The sequence below is a fragment of the Synechococcus sp. RedBA-s genome (assembly GCF_024345495.1).
In the GTDB taxonomy this organism is placed as follows: Bacteria; Cyanobacteriota; Cyanobacteriia; order PCC-6307; family Cyanobiaceae; genus Regnicoccus_A.
On sequence record NZ_JAGQBF010000003.1, the window covers coordinates 62,386 to 88,338 of the forward strand.

Annotated in this window: 26 protein-coding genes, 1 tRNA gene and 1 riboswitch; of the genes, 15 read left to right on the forward strand and 12 right to left on the reverse strand. The window is 68.3% G+C overall.

Annotated features, from left to right (window positions below; genetic code table 11):
* The first annotated feature begins 11 nt into the window (after positions 1 to 11).
* Entirely contained in the window at positions 12 to 2,036 is a 2,025-nt protein-coding gene (locus KBY67_RS01830; protein WP_255108052.1) for a ribonuclease catalytic domain-containing protein, read from the forward strand.
* Here KBY67_RS01830 and KBY67_RS01835 read toward each other — a convergent pair.
* Positions 2,033 to 3,871 (reverse strand): FAD-dependent oxidoreductase, encoded by a 1,839-nt coding sequence (locus KBY67_RS01835; RefSeq protein WP_255108054.1) that lies wholly within the window; start codon positions 3,869 to 3,871, stop codon positions 2,033 to 2,035. The two genes, KBY67_RS01830 and KBY67_RS01835, sit on opposite strands and share 4 nt — an antisense overlap.
* Positions 3,872 to 4,024: 153 nt before the next feature.
* On the opposite strand from KBY67_RS01835, the gene KBY67_RS01840 reads away from it, so the two are divergent.
* Together KBY67_RS01840 and lptC are read left to right on the forward strand one after the other, a co-directional pair.
* Positions 4,025 to 5,614, forward strand: a complete 1,590-nt coding sequence (locus KBY67_RS01840) for a methionine--tRNA ligase (RefSeq protein ID WP_255108056.1) — start codon at positions 4,025 to 4,027, stop codon at positions 5,612 to 5,614.
* Complete coding sequence (gene lptC, locus KBY67_RS01845; protein ID WP_255108059.1) at positions 5,611 to 6,762, forward strand: LPS export ABC transporter periplasmic protein LptC; 1,152 nt, start codon at positions 5,611 to 5,613, stop codon at positions 6,760 to 6,762. The genes KBY67_RS01840 and lptC overlap by 4 nt, the downstream gene beginning before the upstream one ends.
* On the opposite strand, the gene KBY67_RS01850 is transcribed toward lptC, so the two are convergent.
* Positions 6,674 to 7,366: a cofactor assembly of complex C subunit B gene (locus KBY67_RS01850; protein ID WP_315855538.1), complete on the reverse strand. Its 693-nt coding sequence runs from the start codon at positions 7,364 to 7,366 to the stop codon at positions 6,674 to 6,676. The two genes, lptC and KBY67_RS01850, sit on opposite strands and share 89 nt — an antisense overlap.
* Positions 7,367 to 7,545: 179 nt before the next feature.
* On the opposite strand from KBY67_RS01850, the gene psb32 reads away from it, so the two are divergent.
* The 6 genes from psb32 (at position 7,546) to KBY67_RS01880 (ending at position 11,786) form a co-directional block, all read left to right on the forward strand.
* Positions 7,546 to 8,220, forward strand: a complete 675-nt coding sequence (gene psb32, locus KBY67_RS01855; protein ID WP_255108064.1) for a photosystem II repair protein Psb32 — start codon at positions 7,546 to 7,548, stop codon at positions 8,218 to 8,220.
* 6 nt (positions 8,221 to 8,226) lie between these two features.
* Positions 8,227 to 9,369, forward strand: coding sequence for a proton extrusion protein PcxA (gene pxcA, locus KBY67_RS01860; protein ID WP_255108066.1), 1,143 nt, complete (start codon positions 8,227 to 8,229; stop codon positions 9,367 to 9,369).
* Entirely contained in the window at positions 9,356 to 9,922 is a 567-nt protein-coding gene (cobU, locus tag KBY67_RS01865; RefSeq protein WP_255108068.1) for a bifunctional adenosylcobinamide kinase/adenosylcobinamide-phosphate guanylyltransferase, read from the forward strand. The genes pxcA and cobU overlap by 14 nt, the downstream gene beginning before the upstream one ends.
* Complete coding sequence (locus KBY67_RS01870; RefSeq protein ID WP_255108070.1) at positions 9,919 to 10,434, forward strand: tRNA (cytidine(34)-2'-O)-methyltransferase; 516 nt, start codon at positions 9,919 to 9,921, stop codon at positions 10,432 to 10,434. Before cobU ends, KBY67_RS01870 begins: the two co-directional genes overlap by 4 nt.
* A gap of 115 nt (positions 10,435 to 10,549) precedes the next feature.
* Positions 10,550 to 11,641 (forward strand): M23 family metallopeptidase, encoded by a 1,092-nt coding sequence (locus KBY67_RS01875; RefSeq protein ID WP_255108072.1) that lies wholly within the window; start codon positions 10,550 to 10,552, stop codon positions 11,639 to 11,641.
* Between the two features lie 71 nt (positions 11,642 to 11,712).
* Positions 11,713 to 11,786: transfer RNA gene (locus tag KBY67_RS01880), tRNA-Met, on the forward strand.
* Positions 11,787 to 11,918: 132 nt separating this feature from the next.
* On the opposite strand, the gene KBY67_RS01885 is transcribed toward KBY67_RS01880, so the two are convergent.
* On the reverse strand, positions 11,919 to 12,227 hold the full coding sequence (locus tag KBY67_RS01885) for a hypothetical protein (RefSeq protein ID WP_255108074.1): 309 nt from the start codon (positions 12,225 to 12,227) through the stop codon (positions 11,919 to 11,921).
* Positions 12,228 to 12,394: 167 nt separating this feature from the next.
* On the opposite strand from KBY67_RS01885, the gene KBY67_RS01890 reads away from it, so the two are divergent.
* Entirely contained in the window at positions 12,395 to 12,985 is a 591-nt protein-coding gene (locus tag KBY67_RS01890) for a peroxiredoxin (RefSeq protein WP_255108076.1), read from the forward strand.
* Between the two features lie 130 nt (positions 12,986 to 13,115).
* On the opposite strand, the gene purQ is transcribed toward KBY67_RS01890, so the two are convergent.
* Together purQ and purS are read right to left on the reverse strand one after the other, a co-directional pair.
* The gene (purQ, locus tag KBY67_RS01895; RefSeq protein ID WP_255108079.1) at positions 13,116 to 13,769 is read right to left on the reverse strand and encodes a phosphoribosylformylglycinamidine synthase subunit PurQ; all 654 of its coding nucleotides are present in this window, start codon (positions 13,767 to 13,769) and stop codon (positions 13,116 to 13,118) included.
* Complete coding sequence (gene purS / locus KBY67_RS01900; RefSeq protein ID WP_255108088.1) at positions 13,766 to 14,047, reverse strand: phosphoribosylformylglycinamidine synthase subunit PurS; 282 nt, start codon at positions 14,045 to 14,047, stop codon at positions 13,766 to 13,768. Before purS ends, purQ begins: the two co-directional genes overlap by 4 nt.
* Before the next feature lie 97 nt (positions 14,048 to 14,144).
* Between purS and KBY67_RS01905 the strand changes: the two genes are divergently transcribed.
* Positions 14,145 to 14,483, forward strand: a complete 339-nt coding sequence (locus tag KBY67_RS01905; RefSeq protein ID WP_255108090.1) for a hypothetical protein — start codon at positions 14,145 to 14,147, stop codon at positions 14,481 to 14,483.
* 9 nt (positions 14,484 to 14,492) lie between these two features.
* On the opposite strand, the gene cobW is transcribed toward KBY67_RS01905, so the two are convergent.
* The 3 genes from cobW to KBY67_RS01920 form a co-directional block, all read right to left on the reverse strand.
* Positions 14,493 to 15,617 (reverse strand): cobalamin biosynthesis protein CobW, encoded by a 1,125-nt coding sequence (cobW, locus tag KBY67_RS01910; protein WP_255108093.1) that lies wholly within the window; start codon positions 15,615 to 15,617, stop codon positions 14,493 to 14,495.
* A gap of 2 nt (positions 15,618 to 15,619) precedes the next feature.
* Complete coding sequence (locus KBY67_RS01915; RefSeq protein ID WP_255108096.1) at positions 15,620 to 16,252, reverse strand: HupE/UreJ family protein; 633 nt, start codon at positions 16,250 to 16,252, stop codon at positions 15,620 to 15,622.
* Between the two features lie 74 nt (positions 16,253 to 16,326).
* Positions 16,327 to 16,488, reverse strand: a riboswitch (cobalamin riboswitch).
* On the reverse strand, positions 16,482 to 16,928 hold the full coding sequence (locus KBY67_RS01920; RefSeq protein ID WP_255108206.1) for a pentapeptide repeat-containing protein: 447 nt from the start codon (positions 16,926 to 16,928) through the stop codon (positions 16,482 to 16,484). Its footprint overlaps the riboswitch before it by 7 nt.
* 145 nt (positions 16,929 to 17,073) lie before the next feature.
* Here KBY67_RS01920 and upp point away from each other — a divergent pair, with 145 nt between their 5' ends.
* Genes upp through glmU form a run of 4 tightly spaced genes read left to right on the forward strand, consistent with a single transcriptional unit; the run spans position 17,074 to position 21,495 of the window.
* The gene (gene upp / locus KBY67_RS01925; RefSeq protein ID WP_255108106.1) at positions 17,074 to 17,757 is read left to right on the forward strand and encodes a uracil phosphoribosyltransferase; all 684 of its coding nucleotides are present in this window, start codon (positions 17,074 to 17,076) and stop codon (positions 17,755 to 17,757) included.
* Between the two features lie 35 nt (positions 17,758 to 17,792).
* Positions 17,793 to 19,157 (forward strand): 3-phosphoshikimate 1-carboxyvinyltransferase, encoded by a 1,365-nt coding sequence (aroA, locus tag KBY67_RS01930; RefSeq protein WP_255108108.1) that lies wholly within the window; start codon positions 17,793 to 17,795, stop codon positions 19,155 to 19,157.
* Positions 19,154 to 20,113, forward strand: coding sequence for an MnmC family methyltransferase (locus KBY67_RS01935; protein WP_255108111.1), 960 nt, complete (start codon positions 19,154 to 19,156; stop codon positions 20,111 to 20,113). The genes aroA and KBY67_RS01935 overlap by 4 nt, the downstream gene beginning before the upstream one ends.
* Positions 20,114 to 20,142: 29 nt before the next feature.
* The gene (gene glmU / locus KBY67_RS01940) at positions 20,143 to 21,495 is read left to right on the forward strand and encodes a bifunctional UDP-N-acetylglucosamine diphosphorylase/glucosamine-1-phosphate N-acetyltransferase GlmU (RefSeq protein WP_255108113.1); all 1,353 of its coding nucleotides are present in this window, start codon (positions 20,143 to 20,145) and stop codon (positions 21,493 to 21,495) included.
* Here glmU and murF read toward each other — a convergent pair.
* The 4 genes from murF to KBY67_RS01960 form a co-directional block, all read right to left on the reverse strand.
* Positions 21,464 to 22,900, reverse strand: coding sequence for a UDP-N-acetylmuramoyl-tripeptide--D-alanyl-D-alanine ligase (gene murF / locus KBY67_RS01945; protein WP_255108116.1), 1,437 nt, complete (start codon positions 22,898 to 22,900; stop codon positions 21,464 to 21,466). The two genes, glmU and murF, sit on opposite strands and share 32 nt — an antisense overlap.
* A complete protein-coding gene (locus KBY67_RS01950; protein ID WP_255108118.1) occupies positions 22,842 to 23,642 on the reverse strand; it encodes a hypothetical protein in 801 nt (266 codons plus the stop codon). The genes murF and KBY67_RS01950 overlap by 59 nt, the downstream gene beginning before the upstream one ends.
* Before the next feature lie 2 nt (positions 23,643 to 23,644).
* Entirely contained in the window at positions 23,645 to 25,180 is a 1,536-nt protein-coding gene (glgA, locus tag KBY67_RS01955) for a glycogen synthase GlgA (protein WP_255108120.1), read from the reverse strand.
* A gap of 73 nt (positions 25,181 to 25,253) precedes the next feature.
* Positions 25,254 to 25,937 (reverse strand): L,D-transpeptidase family protein, encoded by a 684-nt coding sequence (locus KBY67_RS01960; RefSeq protein WP_399213719.1) that lies wholly within the window; start codon positions 25,935 to 25,937, stop codon positions 25,254 to 25,256.
* Positions 25,938 to 25,953: the final 16 nt, after the last annotated feature.

Below are 25,953 nucleotides of genomic sequence, written 5' to 3' on the forward strand. Positions count from 1 at the left end.
GAGCATGGCGGTTGCAACCGGGTGATCTCGTCGGTCTGATCGGCTCGAAGGGGCCTGAACTGGCCCTGATCGAGGCCATCCAAGGCAGCCGTGCCCGTCTCAAGGCAGGCTGGGACGGCCGCTCCCAGTCCCTGCCGATGCGGCAGCTCGACCTCCTGGCGTCCCTGCCAGGACTTCAGGAGCCGCCGGACCGCCTAGATCAGACCCCCTGGCAGCTGGTGCCTGCAGCCTTGGCGGCAGCCGCCCCCGGCCGCCGCGATCTGGGAGCGGCCTGGCTGCTGCTGGTGGAAGATCCCCCTGACGAGGGTGTGAGTCTGGAGGAGTTTAGCGAGCTGGTGGCAGGCTCCGATGCTCCAGCCACAAGGGCCGCCTGCTGGTGCTGGCTGCAGCAGGGCGAACAACACCTGTTCCGCTGGCGCCAAGGCCGGGTCCATCCCCGCTCCCTGCGGGATCTGCGCCAGCTGCGCCACGACCGCCACCGGCAGGTGCTGGAGGAGCGGCGGCTGCAGCACTGGTATGGCCTGCTGAGCCGACGCACCCCCCTCAATCCCGCGAAGCTTGATCCCGCCCAGAGCCGGCACCTGCAGCAGCTGCTGGCTTTCGCCGCCGGCGAGATCGAGGAGATCACCGACCCGGAACTGCGCCGGGGCCTGCAGGCGGCCCACTGCGCAGCCGAACCCGGCCCGGTGCGCCGCCTGCTGGTGGACCTGGGCCAGTGGCTGCCCCATGCCCTGCCGTCGCTGCGCAGCAGCGTCTGGGATCAGGGCTTCGAGCCGGCCCTGCTGGCGGAGGCCGAGCGGCTGCTGGCCCAGGCTGGAGAGGAGCTGCCAGGGGATGAGAGCCGCCGCGATCTCACCGGCCTGCGCAGCTACACCCTCGATGACGCCGACACCGAGGAGATCGATGACGCCGTGGCCCTCGAACCCCTCGATGGTGGAGGTCTGCGCCTCTGGGTTCACATCGCCGATCCTGGGCGGCTGGTGGCCAGCGGCTCCCCCCTCGATCTGGAGGCCCGCCGCCGGGGCTCCAGCCTCTACCTGGCCTCCGGGGTGGTGCCGATGTTCCCCCTGGCCCTGGCGGTGGGTCCGTTCAGCCTGCGCCAGGGCCAGCGCTGCGCCGCCTGGAGCTGTGCGGTGGAGCTGGCCGCAGACGGCAGCGTGGAACGCCATGAACTCGTGCGTAGCTGGATCCGCCCCACTTACCGCCTCACCTACGGCGATGGTGATGCCCTGATCGATCTGGCCCCGCCTGAGGAGCCCGACCTGGCCCAGCTGCAGGATCTGCTGGATCGCCGTCGCCGCTGGCGTCATGCCCGCGGCGCTCTCTCGATGGAGCAGAGCGAAGGGCGGATCCGCCGCCAGGGCGATGAAGCCGCCCTGGAGATCACCGATCCCTCGGCGGCACGTGCCCTGGTGGCCGAAGCGATGATCCTCACCGGTTCGGTGGTGGCCTCCCACGCCGCTGATCGAGGCCTGGCCATGCCATTCCGCGGCCAGCCGACCAGCGAGTTGCCGCCCCAGAGCGAGCTGGAGGCCCTTCCGGAAGGACCCGTGCGCCACGCTGCCCTGCGCCGCTGCCTCAGCCGCGGCAGCACCAGCGCCTCAGTGAGCTCCCATTTCAGCCTGGGTTTACCGGCCTACGTGCAGGCCACCTCCCCGATCCGCCGTTACGCCGACCTGGTGGCCCAGCGGCAACTGGCCGCCAGCCTCGGCGGCGGCGAGCCCCTGGAGGCCTCCGAGATGGCTGAGCTGCTGGAGCAGCTGGATCCAGTGATCCGCGAAGGCATCCAGATCAGCCGCGAGGATCAGCGCCACTGGCAGCAGGTCTGGTTTGAGCAGCACCGCGATGAGCGTTGGGCGGCGGTGTTCCTGCGCTGGTTGCGGCCGCAGGATCGACTGGCGCTGGTTCACCTGGAGGCCCTGGCGATGGATCAGGCCGTGCGCGCTCCGGAGTCGTCTCAGCCGGGGGATGCGCTCACGGTTCAGGTCCAGCAGGTGGATTCCCTCTCAGATCTGCTACGCCTGGACGCCCGCTAGGCCGGCAGCGAATCTCCCTCCAGTCGCGACACCCGCAGCCAGGGACCCCAAGGATTGGCCACACCGATCAGGCGCAGCGGCCGGTGCGACGTCTGCTGCCGCAGCCAGTGGTGCAGGCCGGGCTCCAGGGTGATCAACGGCCAGGAGCGAGTGGGCCCCTCAAGGCTGTAGCCACCGGCTCCATCGGGCACCAGGGTACCGGCGAAGGCCTGTTCATGGGGTTCGGCCGGTGCCTGGAAGGGGCTTGGGGTTTCGCTGCCACGAAGGTTCCCCTTGGGTTGAAGCAGTTCGGGATCCTGTAGGGCGCGGCGCTGGCGCTCCTGCCACTGGGGGTGGTGCCAGGGGGTGTCCCAGAGGGGCATCGGTCCGGCCGGGGCCGCTCCATCGCTGATCAGGGCCTCCTGCAGAAGCCGCACGTCGAGGTCGGCCGGCGCTGTGCCCGTGGTGACGCAGAGGGCCGCCGCGGCCCCGGCGGCCTGGCCGATGTTGAGGATCAGCGGCTGCAGCCGCGTGGCGCCGTTGGCCATGTGACTGCAGCTGATGGCCTTGTCGGCCGCCAGCAGGTTGTCGAGATCGGCGCTCACCAGCGCTCCATAGGGAACCATGAACGGCGTGCCGCTCCAGCGCCCGCCCCAGCGGCAGCTCTTGGGGGCCAGGGGCCAGTCGGCGCCGGGATAATGGTGATCGTTGGCGTAGTTGCCCACCGCGATCGAGCTGCAGCGGCCCTGCCGGTCGCGCGGGATCGGCCCGATCCAGGCCCCGTCGTCGTCGGGGCCGCCCTTGGCGCCCGCTGGGATCAGGGGCAACAGATCTTGCTCCAGCACCAGGCTGTGGCCCACCAGCCGCCGCCCCTCGCGCCAGTAGGGCATCAGGGCCAGCGACGAGGGACCCTCCAGCGCAGAGCCGGCACGGCCGGCCTCGGGGAACACCTGGGCGGGCTGGAGCCAGCCGCCGGAGGCCTCCCGCAGGGCGGCGAGAAACGCCAGGCTGTGCTCCCGCATGGCTTGCTCCAGCTCCGCCTGGGCGCTGAGATCGTCGCCGAAGGCCCGCTCCAGGCCGTCGTGCCAGTCGTTGCCATGCAGGGGCCAGTTGAGCATCACCAAACCACCGGGTAAGCGGCCGTAGCTGAGGGTGCGCTGCAGGCCAAAGGTCTCGGTGGCCCGCTCGAACGGAGTGGCCACTGGGCTCCCCTGCGGGCAGGGACCCTCCGATTCCCGGGCCAGCACCACCCAGGTGGGGGATTGCAGGGGCTGGCGCTGGAAGAACGGTTCGCTCTGCAGCCGCTGGCGACTGGGGGCGCTGGGCTCAGCCCAGTCGTCGCTGGCCTCCCAGCCGAAACGGAAGGGGATCTGGGCCAAGGGCAGCAGATCGCCGCGATCGCTGCCGTCGATGGCCATCTGCAGGGCCAGCCGCACCAGTTCAGCGCGGTGCTCCAGCACCAGCGCCGTGAGCCGTGAGCCGGTGCGCTCCAGCTGATGCAGCCGGCAGCCGCTCCACCAGCGCAGCCGGGGCTCAGCGGCCACCCAGCTGCGCAGCACCCGCTCGGCGCTGGCGGGCCGCCAGCCGAAGCAGCTCACCCAGTTGTGGTCAAGGCCTTCGGGTTCCCGCCGCTGCAGGGCCCGCAGCAGTGCTCCCCAGATCCCGCTCTGCCAGGGGCTGAGTTCGTTGCCGTCCGGCGCGCAGACCCCCGCCGCACTCACCATGCCCCCCAGCCAGGGTCCCGGCGTCAGCAGCAGGGTGTCGGCACCGCCGCGGGCGGCCTGCAGTGCGGCGGCCACCCCGCCGCTGCCACCACCCCAGACCACCACGGCGGCCTGATCGTCTCTCGCTCGCATCGGACCGCTAACCACAGGGGTGAAACCGGGTGCTCGATTGTGCCGATCCGTGGGGCCCAAGGCCGGCGTGACTGGCTGCGCAGAGGCGCTCGGTAGGATCCGGCCCCGGCGCAGGGCCGCTCTGGCGGCGCAGCGGGCCCTTCACCAACGCCGATGACCTACACCCTCACCACTCCTCTCTATTACGTCAACGACAAGCCGCATCTCGGCAGCGCCTACACCACGCTGGCCTGTGATGCCCTGGCCCGTTTCCAGCGGCTGATGGGCCAGCAGGTGCTGTTCATCACCGGCTGCGATGAGCACGGTCTCAAGATCCAGCGCACCGCCGAGGCGGCCGGGCTCACCCCGCAGGCCCACTGCGATCAGGTGAGCGATCAGTACAGGGCCCTCTGGCAGCGCTGGCAGATCAGCAACGACCGCTTCATTCGCACCACCGACCCCCGCCACCGCCTGTTGGTGGAGCAGTTCTACCGGCGGGTGGAAGCGGCCGGCGATGTGGTGGAGGGGCGCCAGCGTGGCTGGTACTGCGTGGCCTGCGAGGAATTCAAGGACGATCCCCCCGAGGCCCGAACGCCCGAGTGCAGCACCCACCAGCGGCCGCTGGAATGGCGCGACGAGCTCAATCTCTTCTTTCGGCTCTCCCGCTACCAGCAGGCGATCGAGGAGCTGATCCAACGCCCCGGTTTCATTGCCCCCGTCAGCCGTCGCCGCGAGGTGGAGAACTTTGTGGCCCAGGGGCTGCGCGACTTCTCGATCTCCCGGCTGGACCTGCCCTGGGGGATCCCCGTTCCCGGCCATCAGGGTCACACCTTCTATGTGTGGTTCGACGCGCTGCTCGGTTACCTCACGGCCCTGCTGGAGTCTGGTGATCCCCCTGATCTGGATCTGCTGAGCCAGCGGGGCTGGCCGGCGAGCATCCACGTGATCGGCAAGGACATCCTGCGCTTTCATGCCGTCTACTGGCCGGCCATGCTGCTCTCCGCAGGGCTGGAGTTGCCGGGGCGGGTGTTCGGCCATGGCTTCCTCACCCGAGAGGGACAGAAGATGGGCAAATCCCTTGGCAACGTGCTCGATCCCGGCGAGCTGCTGGAGCGCTGCGGCCCCGATGCCGTTCGCTGGTACCTGCTGCGCGATATCCCCTTCGGCGACGATGGTGATGTGCAGCAGCAGCGCTTCAGCGACCTGGTCAACAACGACCTGGCCAACACGATCGGCAACCTGCTCAACCGCACCTCCTCGATGGCCCGGCGCTGGTTCGATCAGGCGGTTCCCGCTCCCAGTGAGGCCGTGGGTAGCAGCCATCCGCTGGCACAGGCGGCCCTCCTGGCCCGCGAGCAGGTCATTGAAGGCTTGGAGCGGCTGGATTTCCGCCAGGCCGCCGCCGCCGCCCTGCAGCTCGCCATCAGCGCCAATGGCTTCCTTAACGACCAGGCTCCCTGGAGCCGGATGAAGCAGGAGGGTCAGCGGCAGCAGGTGGCCGACGACCTTTACGCGGTGCTGGAGGCCGCCAGGCAGGTGGCGTTGCTGCTGGCCCCGATCGTTCCCGATCTCTCCGCCCGCATGCTGCTTCAGCTCAATCAGCCCCTGGCCCCCAGTGGTGTCGTGGCTGGGGGGCAGAGCGGTTCCGATGGCGAGCAGGTCCCCTGGCAGCAGCGCCTGACCTGGGGATCGTTGGTGGCAGGCACGCCGCTGCCGGAGCCGGAGCCGGTGATGGCCCGCCTGGACCTGGACGGCCCGCTGTGAGGACTGTGCTTCTAAGGACTGTGCTGCCCAGTGCCCTGATCTTCGGCATGGCGCTGGTGGTGCTGGTGGGCTGTGATCGCAAGCCGCCCAAACCCAAGGACCCCCAACCCTTCGTGTTCCGTTCGCTCAACCTGCGCCAGCAGGATGGCAAAGGCCGGCCGGCCTGGGAGCTCACCAGCCCCCAGGCCCGGTACGACCTGCAGCGCCGGGTGGCCCGCGCCACCGAACCGCGCGGGGTGATCTACGCCGCCGGCAAGCCCCGGTACAAGGTGCAGGCCACCAGTGGCCTGGTGATCAATGATGGCGAGGTGATTCAGCTGGAGGGCAAGGTGCTTATCCAGTTGCTCGGTCCCAGGGGCTCGCTGATCAGCGGCGACCGGGTGCGCTGGACGCCAAGCAAGCATCTGATGGAGATCGACCGTAAGCCCGTGTTCACGGAACGGAAGAGCCGCCTGAGTTCGTCCACGGCCCGCTTCCTGCTCGACAAGGAGAAGCTGGAGTTGCGCGGCCCCACGCGCCTGCAGCAGCCGGAACTGGATCTGCGCGTGAGTCGCGCCGACTGGATGGCCAACACCGGTGCCCTGGTGGCCGCGGGGCCGGTGAAAGGGGAGCGGCGACCTGCCGGAGAGAAGGGCAACGTCCAGACCGTCACGGGTTCATCGCTGGAGGGAAACACCCGTGAGGAGGTGTTGGACCTGCTGGCGCCGGTGCGTTTCGTGGATCCCTCACGCAAGGCGGTGCTTGAGGCCCAGCGCACCCGCTGGAACGCCAAGGAGAAGGTGCTCAGCACGGACCTGCCCTTCACCGGCGTGGCTGATCAGACGCACGTGGCCGGTGACTCCCTGCGCATGATCCTGGGCGACACGATGGCGATCATTCCCAACGGTTGCCGCCTGCGCCAGCCCGGCGAACGGCTGCAGGCCAGGGAATGCCGCTGGAACTGGGGCCGCCAAGAAATCGAAGCCCTTGGGGGGGTTCAGCTGGAGCGGGATCAGAACCAGCAGATCACCCGCAGCGAACGGCTGGTCGGCAAGGTGGGAGCCAAGGGTCTGGCTGAGTTCACGACCCCGGGGGGACGGGTGTTCTCGGAGCTGAAGGTTCCTCCTCCCTCCAAGGAACGCCGTCAGCCTGCTCCAGTGACATTCTGAGTTTCTCCGCCCAGCCCTCGATCCAGATCTCATCGCTGCGGCTGAAGCAGCGCGGCGACCAGCCGCCGGCCAGGAGCCAGCCCTCGCCGCCGAGGGGCTGCACCAACACCGCCGGGGTGCCCTCAGGCAGGCAGCGAAACTCGTCGCGACCTGGGTAAAGCTTGAGGTTCACCAGGGAGATAGCCCGGGCGGTGCTGCTGGCCCGCCGGCAGATCTCCCCTGGCTCGAATGGGCTGGTCCCCAGCAGCCCCCGCCGCAACAGGGTTGTGCCCCTCCAGTGGATCAGCAGGCTGGCGGCCGGGGTGGCGGTGAGCAACAACCGACTGCCCCAGGCCAGCTCCAGCGCGAGCTCTTCGGCCATCTTGGGCTCCAGCTTCAACCCCTGCTCTCCCTGCAGCTCCACTCGCTCGGGCGCCAGCGGTACTGCCCGGGACCAGAGCACGGCCACCAGCATCAGGCCCACCGCCATCAGGCTGGCGAGCACCCCGGCGCGCTCCAAGGCCGGGTTCAGCTCCGCGGCGGTGAGCTGATTGAGCAGGCAGAGCCCCAGGCCCAGCACCCCTGCCGCCAGGGTGAAACGGGCCGGGGTGGGGATGGTTGACACGGCAGGACGGAACGTCAGGGTGAACGCTGACACGGATTCCAGCCGCCCGAAGGCCCACGGCCTCCTGGAGGCCTGGCGTGGCCAGGCTGGTCAGATTCTTGCGCCGATTAGGGCCTGAACCGCGACAGCCTGGCCAGCTGAGGGCAAACTGTGGAGCAACGACCCATTCCCCGCCGCCTGTGCGTCTGCTGAACCGATTGCTGGCCGTGCTCACTGCCCTGGTGATCCCCCTTCTGGCCGCTGCTCCCGTCGCCTGGGCCGTGGGAGTGCGTGACCTGCCCATACCGCCGGCCTCCCAGCATCTGATCGACACGGCCGACCTGTTCAGCCGCTCCACCTCGGCGGAGCTGGAGCACCGCCTGGCCGACCTGGAGAGCGATCACGTCCAGGCCAGGCTGCTGACGGTTCCCCGGCTCGACTACGGCCTGGAACTCGAAGCCCTGGGCCAGCAGGAACTGGAGGCCTGGTCGAGCGCTGAGCCCAGCGACGACTCCGAACTGCTGGTGTTGATCGACGCCCAGACCAACACCGCTGCGGTGGTGGCCAGCCCCGATCTGCTGGAGCAACTGCCCGCTTCTCTGCTGCACGACACCGCCGACAGCACCATGGCCGTTCCGCTGCGGCTCGGCATGCGCTACCGCCAGGCCTCCCTCGATGCTCTTGATCGTCTGAGCACGGTGCTCCACGGCGGCGAGGATCCTGGGCCTCCCCTGCAAGAAACGGCCGCCCCCGTCGTGACCAATATTCCCACCCGCGAGGAGACCGCCAATAGCAACGGCTTCCAGTGGGTGATCGTGCTGCTGGCGGTGGGCACCATCGTGCCGATGCTCACCTGGTGGGTTTTCTCCCGCTGACCACCGATGGCCCTTCGCGACTGGATGGGTACGTTCGGCAGGGCGCGTTCCGCCGATCTTGTTCTGCAGTTGGAGCGCGCCTATGAAGCCGCCCTGTTGATCCAGAGCATCGAGATCGAGTTCTTCGCTGATCGGCCTGTCCGCACCGACCTGGAGCTGAGCGTGCCCCGTCAGGTGCGCAGCCAGATGCTGCGCCGCTTTCGGGTAGCCCTGCAACTCTGCCGTGAGAGCCTCGAGGAACTTCAGCCCCGCCGTCAGGAGCTGGATTCCCAGCAGCAGCGCCAGTTGCAACTGATCGAGTCGGTGGAGGCCCGCTACAACCCACGGTCCGGCAAAGCCACTTTCAGTCGCACGCCGGATCTGATCCCCCGCAGCCTGATGGGCGCCGTGGAGCGGGTGCGCCAGCAGCTGGATCCGGAGGCCGAAGCCACCGTGGTGGCGGGTTTCAGGCGCCAGCGCAACACCACGCTGGTGTCCCTGCGCGTCCTGCTGTTGCTGGTGCTGGTCCCCCTGTTGATGCAGCAGGCCAGCCGCTCCTTCGTGATTTCTCCCCTGGTGGATCGCTTCTCGCCCCATGTTCCATTTCTGAGTTACCCCAAGCCGCAGCTGGAGGAGGCGGCCGTGGAGAAGCTGCGCATCTACAAGGCGGAGATCGAGTTCGATGCCCTGCTCAAGGGCTCTGTGCTGCCCACCAATGAGGAGTTGCACGAGGCCTTGGCCACCCGGGCCGAGGAGCTCAAGCTGGAGGCGGACAGCCAGAGCACCCGTGCGATCAAGAACGTGCTCTCTGATCTGTTCGCCATGCTGGGCTTCGTCCTGGTGTGTATATTCTGTCAGGAGGAAATTCGGGTGCTGCGAGGTTTCCTTGATGAGCTCATCTATGGACTGAGTGATAGTGCCAAGGCTTTTGCCATCATTCTATTCACAGATATCTTTGTTGGGTTCCATAGTCCAGAAGGCTGGACTGTTCTGCTCGATGGTGTCGCCAACCACCTGGGATTACCCCAGCGAGAGAATTTTATTCTGTTGTTTATCGCCACCTTCCCGGTGATCCTGGCCACCATCTTCAAGTATTGGATTTTCCGTTATCTCAACCGTGTCTCGCCGTCTTCCGTGGCCACCCTGCGCAACATGAATGGAGGTGGTTGAGCAGAGCACCGGCGTCGGGCTGACCCTGGTGAGTGGCCCCAGCCGCAGTGGCAAAAGCCGCTGGGCCGAGCATCTGGTGGCCGGCCGTGGCAAGCCGGTGCTGTACGTGGCCACCGGAGCCCTGGCGGCGGATGATCCGGCCTGGCAGCGGCGCCTGCAGCTGCACCGGCAGCGGCGACCTGGCCACTGGGCCACCTGGGAGGTGGAAGGGGAGCTGGAGGTGGCCCTCGGTCGTGCCCCGGCGGATCACCAGCTCCTGATTGATTCCCTCGGCACCTGGTTGGCCCACCACCTGGATCTCGACGCTGAATCTTGGGAGCAACGGCAGCTGGGGTTGCTGGAGGCCCTGCGCACCTGCGCGGCCCCCCAGGTGCTGGTGACGGAGGAGACCGGCTGGGGGGTGGTGCCTGCCACCGTGGTCGGTGGCCGTTTCCGTGATCGGCTGGGAGCGCTGCAGCAACGGTTGCAACCCCTGGCCCATGCCAGCTGGTTGGTGATCCAGGGCCGTGCCCTGGATCTGCATGCCCTCAGTCAACCGGTGCCGGAGCTGTGAGTGCCCTTCCGCGGGTGGTGCTGTTCCAGCCCCAGATTCCGCCCAACACCGGCAATGTGGCCCGCACCTGTGCCGCCACTGGGGCTGAGCTCCATCTGATTGAGCCGCTGGGGTTCAGCCTCGATGACCGCCAGCTCAAGCGGGCCGGACTCGATTACTGGCCCTGGGTGCCGCTGCACCTGCATCCCGGCGTTGAGGAGCTGCTGGCGGAGCGGCGGCGTCGGGGAGGGCGGCTGCTGGCGTTGAGCAGCCTGGTAGATCAGCCCTACCATCACTGCTGCTACCGCAGCGACGATTGGCTGCTGTTCGGGCGTGAGAGCGACGGCCTGCCGCCGGAGCTGCTCCAGCAGGCCGATCTGCGCCTCACAATCCCCATGGCTGGCTCCGTGCACCACGGCGGCGGGGTGCGCAGCTTGAATCTCTCGGTGTCGGTGGCGGTGGTGTTGTTCGAGGCCCTGCGTCAGTTGGAGACAGGGATTGAAGCGGCCAACCGCATCTCGGATCGTCCTTGACGATCGATGGGCTGACCCAAGGAGGCTTGTGCCCGTTGGTTCATGCCGCTACTCTCGGCGCGGTCTGGGGATAGTGGCTTCTCCATCGGGCCTTGTCCAACGCGTGAATTTCTGCATGAAGCCTTTGCATCTGATCCTGCCGCTGCTGGGGACCATGCCGGTTCTCTCGCTCGTGGCTGTCGGGGCGATCCCCGGCATTGCCGACGCGCGCCGCCCCGGTTTTGAAACGATGCCCGAGCGCCTGGATGTGGATCCAGGGACGGCAACCCTGCCTCGGACGGGTGCGTCTCAGCTGCTGGCTTCGCTGCCTAGTTCCTTCCGCGACAAGCTCTGGGTGCGCATTCGCAGCGACATCAGCCTTGAGGAGCTGGCCAGCCAGTTGCGGGTTCAGGACACCCCCCTGGCCAAACTCAACGACGTCAACGAGGACCACTCCTTCAGTCGCGGCGACTGGCTGGTGCTCCCTTCCTCCAAAGCTTCGGCGGCCAAGCAACTGGCCTCCCTCGACACCAGCGAGCTGCGCCGCTCGTCTCCCCTGAATGAGTCCACACCGGTGGAGACCACCGGTGTGGTGCGCTTTGGCGACAACCTGGTGAAGCTGGCCCAGCGCTACAAGCTCAGCATCCAGGATCTGCTGCGGCTCAATCCCGGCCTGGAGGCGGCCCGCCTGGTGGAAGGGAGTCAGATCCGCGTCTCCAAGGCTGGTGCCTCCCGTTCGCGCATGGTGCTCGGTCTCAAGCCCGTGGGCAGCGGCGGCCTGAGCTGGCCCGACCTTCCCGGCTTCAACCGCCCGGGTGAGCAGCGCACTGATCCCTCCCAGCTCAGCCGTGGTTGGATCTGGCCGGCCCGGGGTGTCTTCAGCTCGGGCTACGGCTGGCGCTGGGGTCGGATGCACAAGGGCATCGACATCGCCAGCAACGTGGGAACGCCGATCGTGGCCGCCGCCGCCGGACAGGTGTCCTATGCCGGTTGGCACGACGGGGGTTACGGCTACCTGGTGGAGATCCAGCACCCTGATGGCAGCAAGTCGCTCTACGGCCACAACAGCCGGCTGCTGGTGCGAGTGGGTCAGCAGGTGTCCCAGGGCAGCCAGATCTCTGAAATGGGCAGCACCGGTCGCAGCACCGGACCCCATCTCCACTTTGAGATCCACCCCCCTGGCCGTGGCGCTGCTAATCCGCTTCAATTCCTCCCCGGCAGGGCCTGATCTCTATCCTTGCCATCTCCCTCTGCCCGAGCAGGGCGAGGGGGGTTGATCGTTTAAAGTCCTCACATCCGGGCTCGGTAGCTCAGCTGGTTAGAGCGTGGGATTCATAACCCCAAGGTCGGGAGTTCAAGTCTCCCCCGAGCCATTCTGGCGTCTTGTTGATGCTTGTTCACCAGCACTGAAGCCCCAGGTCTGTTCAGGCCTGGGGCTTCCTGGTTTGGACGGGCTCTGCCTGCTGTCAGGCCGCCGTTTGATGGGCGGCTCCAAAGCTGGAGAGTCAGCGCATCTCGACGGCATTGAGGCGCTCACGGAAGCCGGCGGAGCCGGAGCCCCCGTCTGCGGTGGCGGCCGGGGGCAGGTTGGGCGCCGGGGCCGGTCCAGCAAAGCGGCGGGCGCGGCCGTAAAGCTGGGGGCGCACATCCACCGCACGCACCAAGGTGCCTGTGCGGGAGCGACCGCCTCCGTCTTCGTTGCCGGGCTCCTCGCGGTTGAGGGGGCTGGTTTTCAGTTCGCTGCGCAGCTGGTTGAGCAGGCGGAAGTGACCGGTGTTGTTGTACTTGCGAAGCAGGACAGGGTCCCAGGACATCAGGAAAAAGCTGTGGAAAGGGGGCGGGGCATCAGCCATCGTCGCCGTAGCCATCGTAGGGGCAGCTGCACCAGGGTTCCGTGATAAATTGTTGCGGTCGCAAGTGGTAGTCGGTCCGAGTTCGGACTGGGTTCCCTGCCTTCTCCTTTGTCACCCCCTTCTCCAGCATGTCCCGGCTCGTCGGTCTGCAGGCTCCTGATTTCACAGCCACTGCTGTGGTGGACCAGGAGTTCCAGACGGTCTCCCTCTCCCAGTACCGCGGCAAGTACGTGGTGCTCTTCTTCTATCCCCTGGATTTCACCTTCGTCTGCCCCACGGAGATCACCGCCTTCAGTGACCGCTACGGCGATTTCACCAGCCGCAACACCGAAGTGCTGGGCGTGTCGGTGGACAGCCAGTTCTCCCACCTGGCCTGGATTCAGACCGATCGCAAGAAGGGCGGCATCGGTGACATCGCCTACCCCCTGGTGGCCGACCTCAAGAAAGAGATCGCCTCCGCCTATAGCGTGCTCGATGAGGATGCCGGCGTGGCCCTGCGCGGCCTGTTCATCATCGATCCCGAGGGTGTGATCCAGCACGCCACCATCAACAACCTGGCGGTGGGCCGCAATGTCGATGAGACCCTGCGGGTTCTTCAGGCCTTCCAGTACACCCAGGCCAACCCCGATGAGGTCTGCCCCGCCAACTGGACCCCAGGCGAGAAGACGATGAAGCCCGACCCCGTCGGCAGCAAAGAGTTCTTCTCTGCCGTCAACTGATCAGCGGAGCTTGATCAGTTGACCGAAATCAGCAGACCGTGATTTGTGGATTTTGATCAAGGACATCTGACCCTTGATCAAAATCCGGGGGGCCCAGTGCCCCCTTTTTCGTCTACCTCGGGCCGGAGCCTCAGCCCAGCAGGCTGGTGAACAGGCGCTGGCCGTCGAGCCCTCCGGTGCGAGGGTCGCAGGCCCGCTCCGGGTGGGGCATCAGCCCGAGCACGTTACCGGCGGGGTTGCACAACCCAGCCACATCGCCCACGGAACCATTGGGATTGGCCCGGTAGCGCAGCACCACCTGGCCGGCCTGCTCCATGGCCTCCAATGTGGCTGGCTCGCATTGGTAGCGGCCTTCGCCATGGGCGATCGGCAGCTCGATCTCCTCGGCCTCCCCGTAGCCTGAAAGCCAGCCACACTGGCTTGGGCGCACCGTCAGAGCCGTGGGCTCACAGATGAAATGGAGGCGGCTGTTGCGGGTGAGGGCACCGGGCAGCAGGCCCAGTTCAGTGAGCATCTGAAAGCCATTGCAGATGCCCAGCACCGGCCCGCCCCTGGCGGCGAACGCCACCACCTCCTCCAGCACCGGCGCGAAGCGGGCGATGGCACCGCAGCGGAGGTAGTCGCCATAGCTGAAGCCGCCGGGCAGCACCACCGCATCAAGGCCCCCCAGGTCGCGCTCCTCATGCCAAAGGAAGCGGGTGGGGATTCCCAGGCAGCCCTGGGCCGCCCAGGCCACGTCCCGGTCACAGTTGGAGCCGGGGAAGACCACCACACCGATGCTCATGCCGGCAGAGAGGCGTTGGTGGTGGCGATCTCGCTGAGTTCCAGCTCCCAGTTCTCGATCACCGGATTGGCCAGCAACCGGTCGCTGAGCAACTCCACCCGCGAGCGGGCGGTGTCGGCATCGGGGGCTTCGATCTCCAGCTCCACCGCCTTGCCGATGCGCAGGCGGCTCACCCCCTCCACCCCCAGGCGGCTGCTGGCGGCGCGGGTGGCCTCACCGGCCGGATCGAGAACCGAGGGCCTCAGGGAGACCAGCACACGGGCGTGAAAGCGGGGCACCAGGCGGTCGAGGCATTTGTTAAATCTTGGCAGCCCGTGTTCCCCATCCGCCAGGCCAGATCCAGCTTGAAGGAGTGAGACGGAGGAGACAAAGTTGATGCACGCTCCACCCATGCTGGCCCTGGCGGCGCTCCTGGTGATCGGGTTGGGCTGGGCGCCGCGAACGGCGCTGGGGGCCGAGCCACCGGCCTACCAGGTGGAATGCCGCCTGGGGGATGGCCCCTGGCGCCCCTGTGTGATGACGGTGCAGGCGGTAGGGGAACGCTGGCAGGTCGACCTTGGGGGCCTGCGGGTCGTGTTTCGCCACGATGGGCGCGGCAGCGTTGAGATGAGCCGCTCCAGTGGCCCCTGGCAGTCGGTGAGTAGCCGTTGGGATGAGAACCATGCCCTCTGCTGGGATGGGATCTGTGCCAAGGGCGCCTTCCCGCTCGACTGAGGGTCGGCCTCAGGCCTGGCGGCTGAGGACGGCGGCGCCCAGGGCCTGCTCCAGCCGGCCCCTGTCGAGGCGCAGGCCCAGCACCACCAGCTGCAGGCCGGGGCTTCTGTCGCCTGCGGCCTCTGAAGGCTGACGGTCGTACCAGCACTCAAGCCGCGGACCCACCGCCTGGATCTGCAGGGGACGTGGCTTGTCGCTGTGCCGCAACCAGCCCTTCAGCCGCAGGATCCCCTGCTCGACGATCTGCTCCACCAGTAGGCGTTCCAGGACCTGGCGATCGAAGTCGCCCGGCAGCTGCAGCGCTAGCGATTGCATCGGCACATGGACGTGGTCGTGGTCGTCGTGGTGGCCGTGATCGTTGTCGTCGTCCTGGTGGTGATGATCCGGTTCCCTGGCGGCGCTGGTCGGCTCCACTCGCTCCAGACCCAGCAGCAGCTCGGTGGGGACCTCTCCGCGCACCATCGGCAGCACCTGCACTCCGGGGCGGCAGAGCGGCGCCAGTTGTCGCTGGATGGCCTCGCTCTGGGAGGCCTCGAGCCGATCGGCCCGGCTCATCAGCACCAGATCCGCCGCTGCCAGCTGGTCGCGGAACAGATCCTCGAGGTCGCTGAGGTGATCGAGGCTGGGGTCGGCCGCCCGTTGACGCTCCAGGGCTGCCGGATCGCCCACCACGCTGCCCTGGGCCAGGGCTTCGCCATCCACCACCGTCACCACGCCATTGACGCGGGTGCGGGTGCGGATCTCGGGCCAGTGAAAGGCCTGCACCAGCGGCTCGGGCAGGGCCAGACCACTGGTTTCGACCACGATGCCGTCGAGGCGGTCAGCCCTGGCCAGCAGGATCTGCATGGTGGGCAGGAATTCGTCTTGAACGGTGCAGCAGAGGCAGCCGTTGGCCAGCTCCACCAGCCGGCCCTCCAGCTCCTCCTCGGGGCAGAAGCCACAGCTGCGCAGCAGGGCTCCATCGATGCCCACTTCGCCGAATTCATTGACCAGCACCGCCAGGCGCTGACCGCTGTTGAGCAGCAGCTGGCGCAGAAGGGTGGTTTTGCCGGCACCGAGAAATCCGGTCACCACCGTGACCGGCAGCCGCCCACTGGCGGGGGGCGCCAGTGGGGCTGAGGGTTGGGAGGTCATGGTCAGGGCACCAGCTGGGTCCAGGCGAACGTGCCGCCGATGCCCATCAGCAGCCCCGCCAGCAGCCGCAGGTTGGCGGGCTGGAGCCCCCGGGCCCAGGAGCGCACCAGGGTGACGGCCACGATCAGCAGGGTCCCCTGGCTGATCAGCAGACCGAGCAGGTAGGGGATCTGGGCCGAGATCGACCAGCCCAGCACCGGTTCGCTGAGCACGCTGCCGTGCAGGGCGATGGCGGGTAGCAGGATCCAGCGGGGCCAGCGGCCCAGCACCACCAGCCCGGTGGCCACCAACGAGAGGGCCACCAGCAGCTCGCTACCGGGCAGCACGGGCAGCACCAGACCCAGGGCGGTGGATCCCACCCCGATGGCAAGCATGGCCATCACCCAGCGCAACGGTTGATGAAGCCCCACCAGGCCGAGGCTGAGCAGAAAGAGCAGGTGGTCAGGACCGAGCAGCGGATGGCCCAGGCCACTGAGGAAACCAGCTATGGGCCCTTCTTTGAGCCCGAAGGCCTCCATCACGTGGTGGGCCGAGGCCGGTGCCGCCAGCAGCGAGAGGAGCAGGAGGGGCAGCAAACCCAGCAGGGCAATCCTATGTCCAGGATTGGAGTGCCCAGGGCGGGAGGCTTGGAGCATGGGTCGTGCTGGCTGAGACAGCCGAGCCGGATCCCGGGGGAGGGAGAGCATGGTCTGGAGATCCGGTCCGCGCCGGCACGAGAGGGAGAACCGGCGGGTGTTCTGACTGGCTCGTGCGGCGGCGGTTGACCGGAGCACGGGCTTCACAGCTGCGGGACAGCGCCGGGCTTGCACCGGACTTTCCCCCTTGCCCCCGGTGGCTGTTCCCCACCGGAACCGGACTCGAATGCTACCGGCAGCCGAGGCTTTCAAGGGTGGACACCCCGGTGCTGGGGTTGACGCCTTCGGCGCGGGAGCAGAGGGCCTTGACCTGGGAGAGATCCAGCACGGCATCACTGAAATCGGCCCCATCGATCTGGGCCCCTGTGAAGCGGCTCTGCATGAGCATGGCGTTGCGCAGCACGGCCCCGCTCAGGTCAGCTCCATCGAAGCGGGTGGCGAAGGCCACGGCGTCCTCGAGGTTGGCCGCGCTCAGGTTGCTGTTGCTGAGGTCGCTGGAGTTGAACACAGCCCCGCGCAGATCGCTGCCGCTGAGGTCGTAGCCGCCCATGGAGGCTTTGAGGAATTCCTGCTGGCGCAGGTCACGGCCGTGCATGTCGGGCTGGAGATCCTGCAGGGCCCGCTGGCCGCGGAGCTCCGGCGCCGTGATCGCCGCGGCGCTGCCCACCCCCACCATCAGCCAGCTGCCCACCAGCAGGATCAGGCCCGCCACCAGCGGCCAGAAAGGGCGCTGGTGGCGTTGCCAGGAAGATGGGTGGAGGCTGAAGCCCCTAGGAGCAGACGACACGGCGCACGTAGCGTGACCCCTCAAGCTATGGCACATGAGCATGTCGCTGCGGGTGGTCGTTCCACCCCACCCCCTGATCGCCCACTGGCTCACCGTGCTGCGGGATCAGCAGACCCCCTCGCCGCTGTTCGCGACCGCCATGACCGAGCTAGGGCGCTGGCTCACCTACGAAGCCGTGCGCGAGTGGTTGCCCCAGCTGCCCCTGCAGGTGCAGACCCCTCTGGCTGTCTGCGACGGGATGGTGGTGGACCCCTCGGTGCCCGTGCTGGCGGTGCCGGTGCTGCGGGCCGGGCTGGGGCTGTGGGAAGGCGCCAGAGCGGTGTTGCCCTCCGCCCGCGTGGCCCATGTGGGTCTGGTGCGGGATGAGCGCACGGGTGAGGCCAGCTGCTACCTCGATTCCCTGCCGGAGCGCATCGGTGAGCGGGTGGGGGTGATGGTCTTCGATCCGATGCTGGCCACCGGTCGCAGCCTGATCCAGGTGCTGGAGCGTCTGGAGGCCCGGGGAGTGAGCGGCCAACGGCTACTCGTGATCACGGCCTTGGCGGCCAGCCCAGGGCTCACGGCCGTCGGCAGGCGCTTTCCGGATCTCAAGGTGTACACGGCCTGCATCGATCCCGAGCTCGACGGGGCCTTCCGCATTGTTCCCGGCCTCGGCGATGCCGGGGATCGTCTCTATGGCTCCCAGTCGCCACAGTTTCCAGCGGAAGCTCAGCCCTAGGCTCGCGCGAGCCCCTCGCCTCGCCCCTTGAGCCCATGGCCGTCGCCTCCCCCTCCGGCAGCCCCCTGACCCTGGGCTCCAACGCCGGTGCGGGCCGGAGGCACAGCCTGCGGGGAACGGTGCGGGTGCCGGGTGATAAATCGATCTCCCACCGGGCCCTGCTCTTCGGTGCCATCGCCGAAGGTGAGACCTGCATCGAGGGACTGCTGCCCGCCGAGGATCCCCTCAGCACCGCCGCCTGCCTGCGGGCCATGGGCGTGAGCATCAGCCCGATCCAGGCCGGTGCAGCGGTGCTAGTGCAAGGAGTGGGCCTCGATGGCCTGCAGGAACCCGAGGATGTGCTCGATTGCGGCAATTCCGGCACCACCATGCGCCTGATGCTGGGGCTGCTGGCGGGCCGCAGCGGCCGCCATTTCGTGCTCAATGGTGATGCCTCCCTGCGCCGGCGGCCGATGGCCCGGGTGGGGCAGCCCCTGGCCACCATGGGCGCCCTGATTCATGGCCGGGCAGGCGCCAACTTCGCACCCCTGGCGATCGAAGGGCACCAGCTCCATGGCGGCGTGATCGGCACTCCCGTGGCCTCGGCCCAGGTGAAATCGGCGCTGCTGCTGGCGGCCCTCACGGCCAGTGGCTCCACCACCGTGATCGAGCCGGCCCGCTCCCGCGACCACAGCGAACGCATGCTCAGGGCCTTCGGTGCCAGCCTCGAGGTGGGTGGCGACATGGGACGCATGATCTGTCTTTACCCCGGCTCCAGCCTGCGGGGGCTGACGGTGGTGGTGCCGGGTGACATCAGCTCGGCAGCCTTCTGGCTGGTGGCCGCCGCCATCACCCCCGGGGCCGAGATCACTGTGGAGAACGTGGGTCTCAACCCCACCCGCACCGGCATCCTCGAGGTGCTGGAGCAGATGGAGGTTCAGCTGGAGGTGCTCAACCCCCGCGATGTGGCCGGTGAGCCGGTGGGGGACCTGCGCGTCAGCCATGGTCCGCTCAAGGCCTTTGAGATCGGTGGCGATCTCATCCCGCGCCTGGTGGATGAGATCCCGATCCTGGCGGTGGCGGCCTGCTGCGCCGAGGGGGTGAGCTGCATCCGCGATGCCGAGGAACTGCGCGTGAAGGAAACCGACCGCCTGGCGGTGATGGCCCGCCAGCTGGGGGCGATGGGGGCCGATCTGGAGGAAACCGCCGATGGGATGGTGATTCAAGGTGGCCGTCCGCTCCATGGCGCTGAGCTCGATAGCGAAACCGACCACCGTGTGGCCATGAGCCTGGCGGTGGCGGCCCAGGTGGCCGGCAGTGCCAGCCGGCTGCACCGCAGTGAGGCGGCGGCCGTGTCCTACCCGGGCTTCTGGGAGGATCTGGCGCGCCTGCAGCTCGACCCCTCCGGCCCGGCGGGGTGACGCCCAAGGCTCCGACCACGAGCCATCTCAGCCCGCGGATCACCGACGACGGCAGCTTCAGCCTGCACAGCGCCGAGTTCGCCGAGGGGTTCCATTCCCGCAGGGGCGCCCTGCTGGAAGCCCGCTGCACTTATGTGCGTCCAGCCCAGCTGGAGCGCTTCGGCGCCGGCGAGGAGCTGACGTTGGTGGACGTCTGTGTGGGGCTGGGCACCAACAGCGCCGCGCTGCTGGAAGCGGCGGCTCCCCTGGGGATCCGTCTGCGCTGGTTCGGCCTGGAGGTCGATCCGGCCCCCCTGGCCCTGGCCCTGGCGCAGCCCTGCTTCCGCCGCCAGTGGCAGCCGGCGCTCGGGCTGGATCTGCTCCAGCAGCTTCAGAACAGCGGCCGCTGGCTGAGCTCCCACGGCCGGGGCGAGATGCTCTGGGGGGATGCCCGTGGGCAGATCGAGACGCTGCTGAAGCAGGCCGCCGGGCGCTGCGATCTGGTGATGCTCGATGCCTTCTCGCCGCGCCATTGCCCCCAGCTCTGGAGCCAGGAGTTCCTCGCTGCTCTCTCTGGGCTCTTGGCCCCCCGCGGGCGCCTGCTGACCTATTGCTCGGCCGCCGCCCCCCGCCGCAGCTTGGCGGCGGCGGGCCTGCAGCTGGCGGCGCTGCGATCCAAAGCCACCAACCCAGAGGCTGAAGCTGGTGACGACCTTGGTGATGACCTAAACGGGGCCTGGAGCGCCGGCACCGTGGCAGGCCCGCAGCTGGAGCCGACGTCGCGCTGGTGGCGACCTCTATCAGCGATGGAGCGGGAGCACCTGCTGAGCCGTGCCGGCGAGTCCTACCGCGATCCCGCGGGCAGGGCTGAAGCGAGCTCGATCCTGGCGGATCGTCTCCGCGCCCAGGCCCTCAGTGGGGCGGAGCCGGCCAGCGCCTGGCGCCGCCGCTGGGGTCTGCCGGGAGGGGCCCGGTAGATTTCGTGCCCAGCCGCCTTGATCCGCCGATGCTCGCCGTTGCCGTGCTGGCCGCAGGAAAGGGCACCCGGATGAAGAGCGATCGGCCCAAGGTGCTGCAATCCCTGGCGGGGGCCACCCTGGTGGAGCGGGTGCTGGCCAGTTGCCGCCATCTCGACCCCCAGCGTCAGCTCCTGATCGTGGGGCACCAGGCCGAGCGGGTACGTTCCTCCCTGGCCCATCTGGAGGGCCTGGAGTTCGCCCTGCAGCAACCGCAGAACGGCACGGGCCATGCCGTGCAACAGCTGCTCGGCCCTCTGGAGGGGTTCGAGGGGGAGCTGCTGGTGCTCAATGGCGATGTCCCCCTGCTGCGGCCCGCCACCCTGGAGTCTTTGCTGGAGCGGCATCGGGCCTCGGGCGCCGCGGTGAGCCTGCTCACGGCCCGACTGGCCGACCCCAGTGGCTACGGCCGGGTGTTCACCGACGAGCTGGGTCAGGTGGAGGCGATCGTGGAGCACCGCGACTGCAGCGAGGAGCAGCGCCGCAACGACCTCACCAATGCCGGCATCTACTGCTTCAACTGGCGCGCCCTGGCTGAGGTGCTGCCGCGGCTGAGCACTGATAACGATCAGGGGGAGCTCTACCTCACCGACACCGTGGCGATGCTCAGCCCGGCGGTGCATGTGGAGGTGGCGGACCCCGCCGAAATCGCCGGCATCAACGACCGGATGCAGCTGGCCCAGTGTGAGATCGCCCTGCAGGAGCGGCTGCGCTCCCACTGGATGGCGGAAGGGGTGAGTTTCGTGGATCCCGCCAGCTGCACCCTCAGCGAGGGCACCCGCTTCGGCCGGGATGTGCTGGTGGAGCCCCAGTGCCATTTCCGGGGCCGCACCAGCATCGGCAGCGGTTGCCGCATCGGCCCCGGCTGCCTGATCGAGGACAGCCAGCTCGAGGACGACGTGGAAGTGCTCTATTCGGTGCTGCGTCAGGTGAGCGTGGCCGGCGGCTGCGTGGTGGGCCCCTTCGCCCAGCTGCGCTCGGGAGCGCGGCTGGAGAGCGGCTGCCGCATCGGCAATTTTGTGGAGGTCAAGAACAGCCACCTGGCCGCCGGCTGCAAGGCCAACCACCTCAGCTACCTCGGGGATGCCGATCTGGGGGCGGCGGTGAATGTGGGGGCGGGCACGATCACCGCCAACTACGACGGCGTGCGCAAGCACCGCACGGTGATCGGTGCCGGCAGCAAGACGGGCGCCAATTCGGTGCTGGTGGCGCCGATCGTGCTCGGTGCCGGCGTGACCGTGGGGGCGGGCTCCACCCTTACCCGTGATGTGCCCGCCGGTGCCCTGGCGCTGGGCCGTGCCCCCCAGCAGATCAAGACCGACTGGAGTCCGCCGCGGGGCTGAGCCCCTGCTCCAGCATGGGCAGCAGCCGCTCCAGTGCCACCCCACGGCTGGCCTTCAGCAGCAGGTGATCGCCGGGTTCCAGCCAGCCCAGCAGCGCTTCGGCGGCTTCGGCGGGTGCATTGAGCCGTTGTAGGCGTGGCAGGCCGGCGGCCCCCGCCAGCAGGGCGTCCCCTTCGGCGCCACACGCCACGATCACCAGGCCATCGAGCCCGAGGACCTGGGCCCGCTCCCCCACCTGGCGATGCAGCTCGGTGCTCTGCTCCCCCAGCTCGAGCATGGTGCCCAGGACCGCGAAGCGTCGGCCCGGCTGGGCCGCCAGTAGATCTAGGGCCGCCAGCATCGCTTCGGGGGAGGCGTTGTAGGTCTCATCAAGCACCTCGATCCCCCCGAGGCGCAGCCGCCGGCTGCGCCCGCCCGGCAGGGCCACTTCCAGCCGGCGCAAGGTCAGGGGATCCACCCCCAGCTCGCTGGCCACCGCCAGGGCCAGCAGCAGGTTGCGGGCATTGTGGCGGCCGGGCAACGGCAGCTCGGTGCTGTGCTCCGCCGCCCCAGGCTGGGCCTGCCCCCAGATCATCCGCTCGCCGTCGGCTCCGGCCTCGAGGCGGCCCAGCAGCTGGGCCGGTTGAGGACCCGGCGGGTCGCCTTGAAGGGCCACGCGGATCACCCGGCCACCCCAGACGGCGGCGAGACTGGCCTCCAGCAGGGGATCACCGGCGGGGATCACCACCAGTCCATCGGGGCGCAGAGCCGTGACGATCTCGCACTTGGCGGTGGCGATGGCCTCACGGCTGCCCAGACGGCCGATATGGGCCGTGCCGATGTTGGTGATCACGCTGATGTCCGGTTCGGCGCAGCGGCTGAGCCGCTCGATCTCCCCCAGACCGCGCATGCCCATCTCCACCACCACGGCCCGGTGCCCTGCGTCGGCCTTGAGCAGGGTGAGCGGCACGCCGATGTCGTTGTTCTCGTTGCCCACACTGGCGAGCACTGGCCCGAGGGGGGCCAGCACGGCACGGATCAGCTCGCGGGTGGTGGTCTTGCCGGCTGAGCCGGTCACGGCGATCACCGGAGCGTTGCCCTGGCGGCGCCAGAGGCGCCCCAGCTCCTGGTAGGCCGCCTGGGTGTCGTCCACCAGCCAGATCCGGCCGCCGCTGGAGCGCACCAGGGCTTCGGCCTGCTTGGGGCTGAGGCGGTCGCGCTGGGCCAGGGCGGCCAGCGCACCCTGCTCGAGGGCCGCTGCCAGGAAGCGGTGGCCATCGAAGTGCTCCCCCACCAGCGGCACGAACAGGCAGCCGCTCTCCAGCTCGCGGCTGTCACTGCTGACCCCGCTGAAGCGGGCCGCTGGATCAGCGGGAGCGGCTTCGATCGGCGGTCCCCACAGCTCCACCAGGTTCGCCAGCCGCATCGCTTCCGCCCGCATTGAATGAATCGAGCAGAATCATGCCGCCGCCCACGACGGCCGTCCGGCCCACGGCCGCACCGCCTGGCTCGAGCAGTCGCAGCTGCTCATAGCCCAGGCCAAGGGCCTGCTGCCACCACTGTTGCGCCAGCCGTTGCCGCTCGCCCTCAGGCAGGGTCAGGAACGCCGCTGAAATCTGCAGGTTCAGCAGCGTGGCGCCGCCGCTAGCTGGGGCCGACAGCACCAGGCCTGAGTCATCGCTGAACCCTGGCGGCAGACCAACCGGGGCACTGCTGAGGGTGCTTGCGGCCTTAGTGCCAGGGACATCGTTCTGGGGCTCCGGCTCCGGCTTCGGCTCGGGCGTGGTTTCTCCGGCTGCAGCGGAGTCCATGACTGCAGCGGAGTCGAAGGTCACGGCTGCTTCCTCCCTGGAGCCCTCTCCGGCTTCCATCGGTGCCGGAAACGGATCGATGGCTGGGCCCTGAGCGCCCGCTGGGCGCCACTGCCGAACCGTGACACTCCCCGCCAGCGCCAGCAGGACCACGGCCAGCAGCAGCACAGCAGGCCAGAAGTGTGTGGCCTGACGCCGGGGCCAGAACGCTGGCAGGGGCAGATCTCCCTGCCACTGGCGTCGCCACAGCCTCCTGAGGGCCAGCCCGCAGCTGGCGGCCACGGCGCGCAGATCCCGCCGCAGGGCCCGCCAGGGACTTTCGTAGACGACGGGCAGCTCGGAGCCCGAGCGCTCCATGCTCAGCCCTGGCCGCGGCGCAGGAGGGCGGAGAGGGGATTGCGGGGACCGCCGCCGCCTTCCGGCCGGGTGGGTTGGGCCGAGCCACTGGAGGGTACGAGGCTGGGGTCGGCCTCCTGACCGAGGGAGAACTGCTCCACATCGGCGGCTGAGGGGGTGGGTTGTTTCACCCCGCGCACATCGCGATACATGGCGTCGTATTCCAGGGCGGAGCGGGTCCAGCTGTGGTCCACCGCCATGGCGCGCAACTGCAGTTCCCGCCAGCTGTGGCTATGGCGATAGGCCTCCCAGGAGCGCACGATGGTGGTGTAGAAATCCACCGGTTCATAGCGATCGAAGCAGAAGCCTGTGCCGCTGTGCTCGGCGGGTACATGGGGCTGGACGGTGTCTACCAGCCCACCCACCTTGCGCACGATCGGGATGCAGCCGTAGCGCATCGCCAGCATCTGGCTGATGCCGCAGGGTTCGAAGCGACTGGGCATCAGGAAGGCATCGGCGCCCGCATAGATCAACCGGGCTAGGGCGTCGTCGTAGGTGAGGAAGACGGAGAAGCGGCCGGGATGGCGGGAGGCCATCTGCCAGAGGCCCGATTCATAGTGGCGGTCGCCGGTGCCCAGCACCACGATCTGGCTGTCGGAATAGGCCAGCACCCTGTCGGCCACCTGCAGCAGCAGGTCCACACCCTTCTGATCCACCAGGCGACTCACCATTCCCATCAAAAAAGTGTTGGGATTGACTCCCAGCCCCATGCGCTCCTGCAGCACCCGCTTGTTGGTGGCCCTCGGGGCCATGTTGGTGGCGCTGTAGCAAGCCGGCAGCAGCGTGTCGGTGGCGGGGTTCCAGGCTTCGGTGTCGATGCCGTTGAGGATGCCGCGCAATTTGCCGCTGATGTAATTCAGCAGGCCATCGAGGCGCTCCCCGTATTCGGGCGTGCGGATCTCCTGGGCATAGGTGGGGGAGACGGCATTGACCCGATCGGAATAGAGCAGAGCGGCGGCCATGGTGTGGTCCCCCTGCATGTACCAGGGAATCCAGGTCATGCGCTCGAGTTTCCAGCGCCAGGGCCCCTGATATTCGAGGTTGTGGATGGTGAAGACCGTGCTGATCTCAGGGTCCTGGTGCATCCAGACCGGGATCATGCCGGTGTGCCAGTCGTGGCAGTGAAAGACCTCGGGTTTCCAGTGGTTCCAGGCGAATTCAGCAGCGGCGTTGGCGAAGAAGGTGAAGCGCCAATCCTCATCCTCTCCGCCGTAGATCCGCTCGGCATCGAAGACCGGATGGCCGATGAGATACAGCGGTAAGCCATGGGTCGGATGGCGGGTTTCATAGACCGCGAACTCGTTGCCCATGGCCCGGCCTCGCCAGACCGGCTCAGTGGGGATCTCCAGTTGGCTCCAGAGCTTGCTGTAGCCCGGCAGGATCGTGCGCACGTCGTGGCCGAGGGCCGCTACAGCCGGCGGCAGGGACCCCACCACATCGCCCATGCCGCCCACCTTGATCATCGGGGCGCACTCGGCGGCGGCGAACAACACGCGCATGGGGAGAACGCAGGGGAGGGCCGAACTCTACGTTTGCTGCCCTGCTCGGCCAGCTGGGCTGCAGCCCCAGGAATCAGGGAAGCACCGTGACCACCGTGCCCATGCGCACCAGTTCGAAGAGGTCGCGCACGTTCTCGTCGTACATGCGTACGCAGCCGTGGGAGACAGCCCGGCCGACGGTCTCGCGCTGGGGCGTGCCGTGGAAGCCAGCGGTGACACAGCCCTTCACCTCCAGGTGCTGCTGGCCGTTGAATCCGCTCCTGCCGGCACAGTCGCGGTAGAAGCCGATCCAGCGGCTACCCAGGGGATTGTCGGGACCGGGGGGGTAGAGCTTGCCGCTCACCGGGTGCTTCCAGGTGGGATTGGGCGCCAACTCGATCACCTGGAAGCGGCCGAGGGGGGTTTCCCAGCCGGGCATGCCCACGGCCACCGGGAACCGGCGCAGCTCGCGACCATCCTCAAGGACCACCACCTGCCTCTTGCTGCGGTGAAGCACCAGGCTGCGTTCAGGACCCGGGGCCGCGATCGCCAGGCTGGTGCTGGGACTGGCCTGTGCTGGTGTCTGGGTCTGCGTCTGCACCTGGGGCTTGTGGGTCAGCTGTGGTTGAAGGGCCGGGGTGTGGGGGAGCTCGATGGGCGGATGCCACGGCTGTGGAGCTGAGACGATGGGCTTCGCCTCGGCCAGGGCACTGGCCGGTGACAGCAGGCCGCCACCGAGCAGCAGGCTCACCACGGGGATCGTGAAGCGGGAAGGCACGGTCAGGAGTCGGATT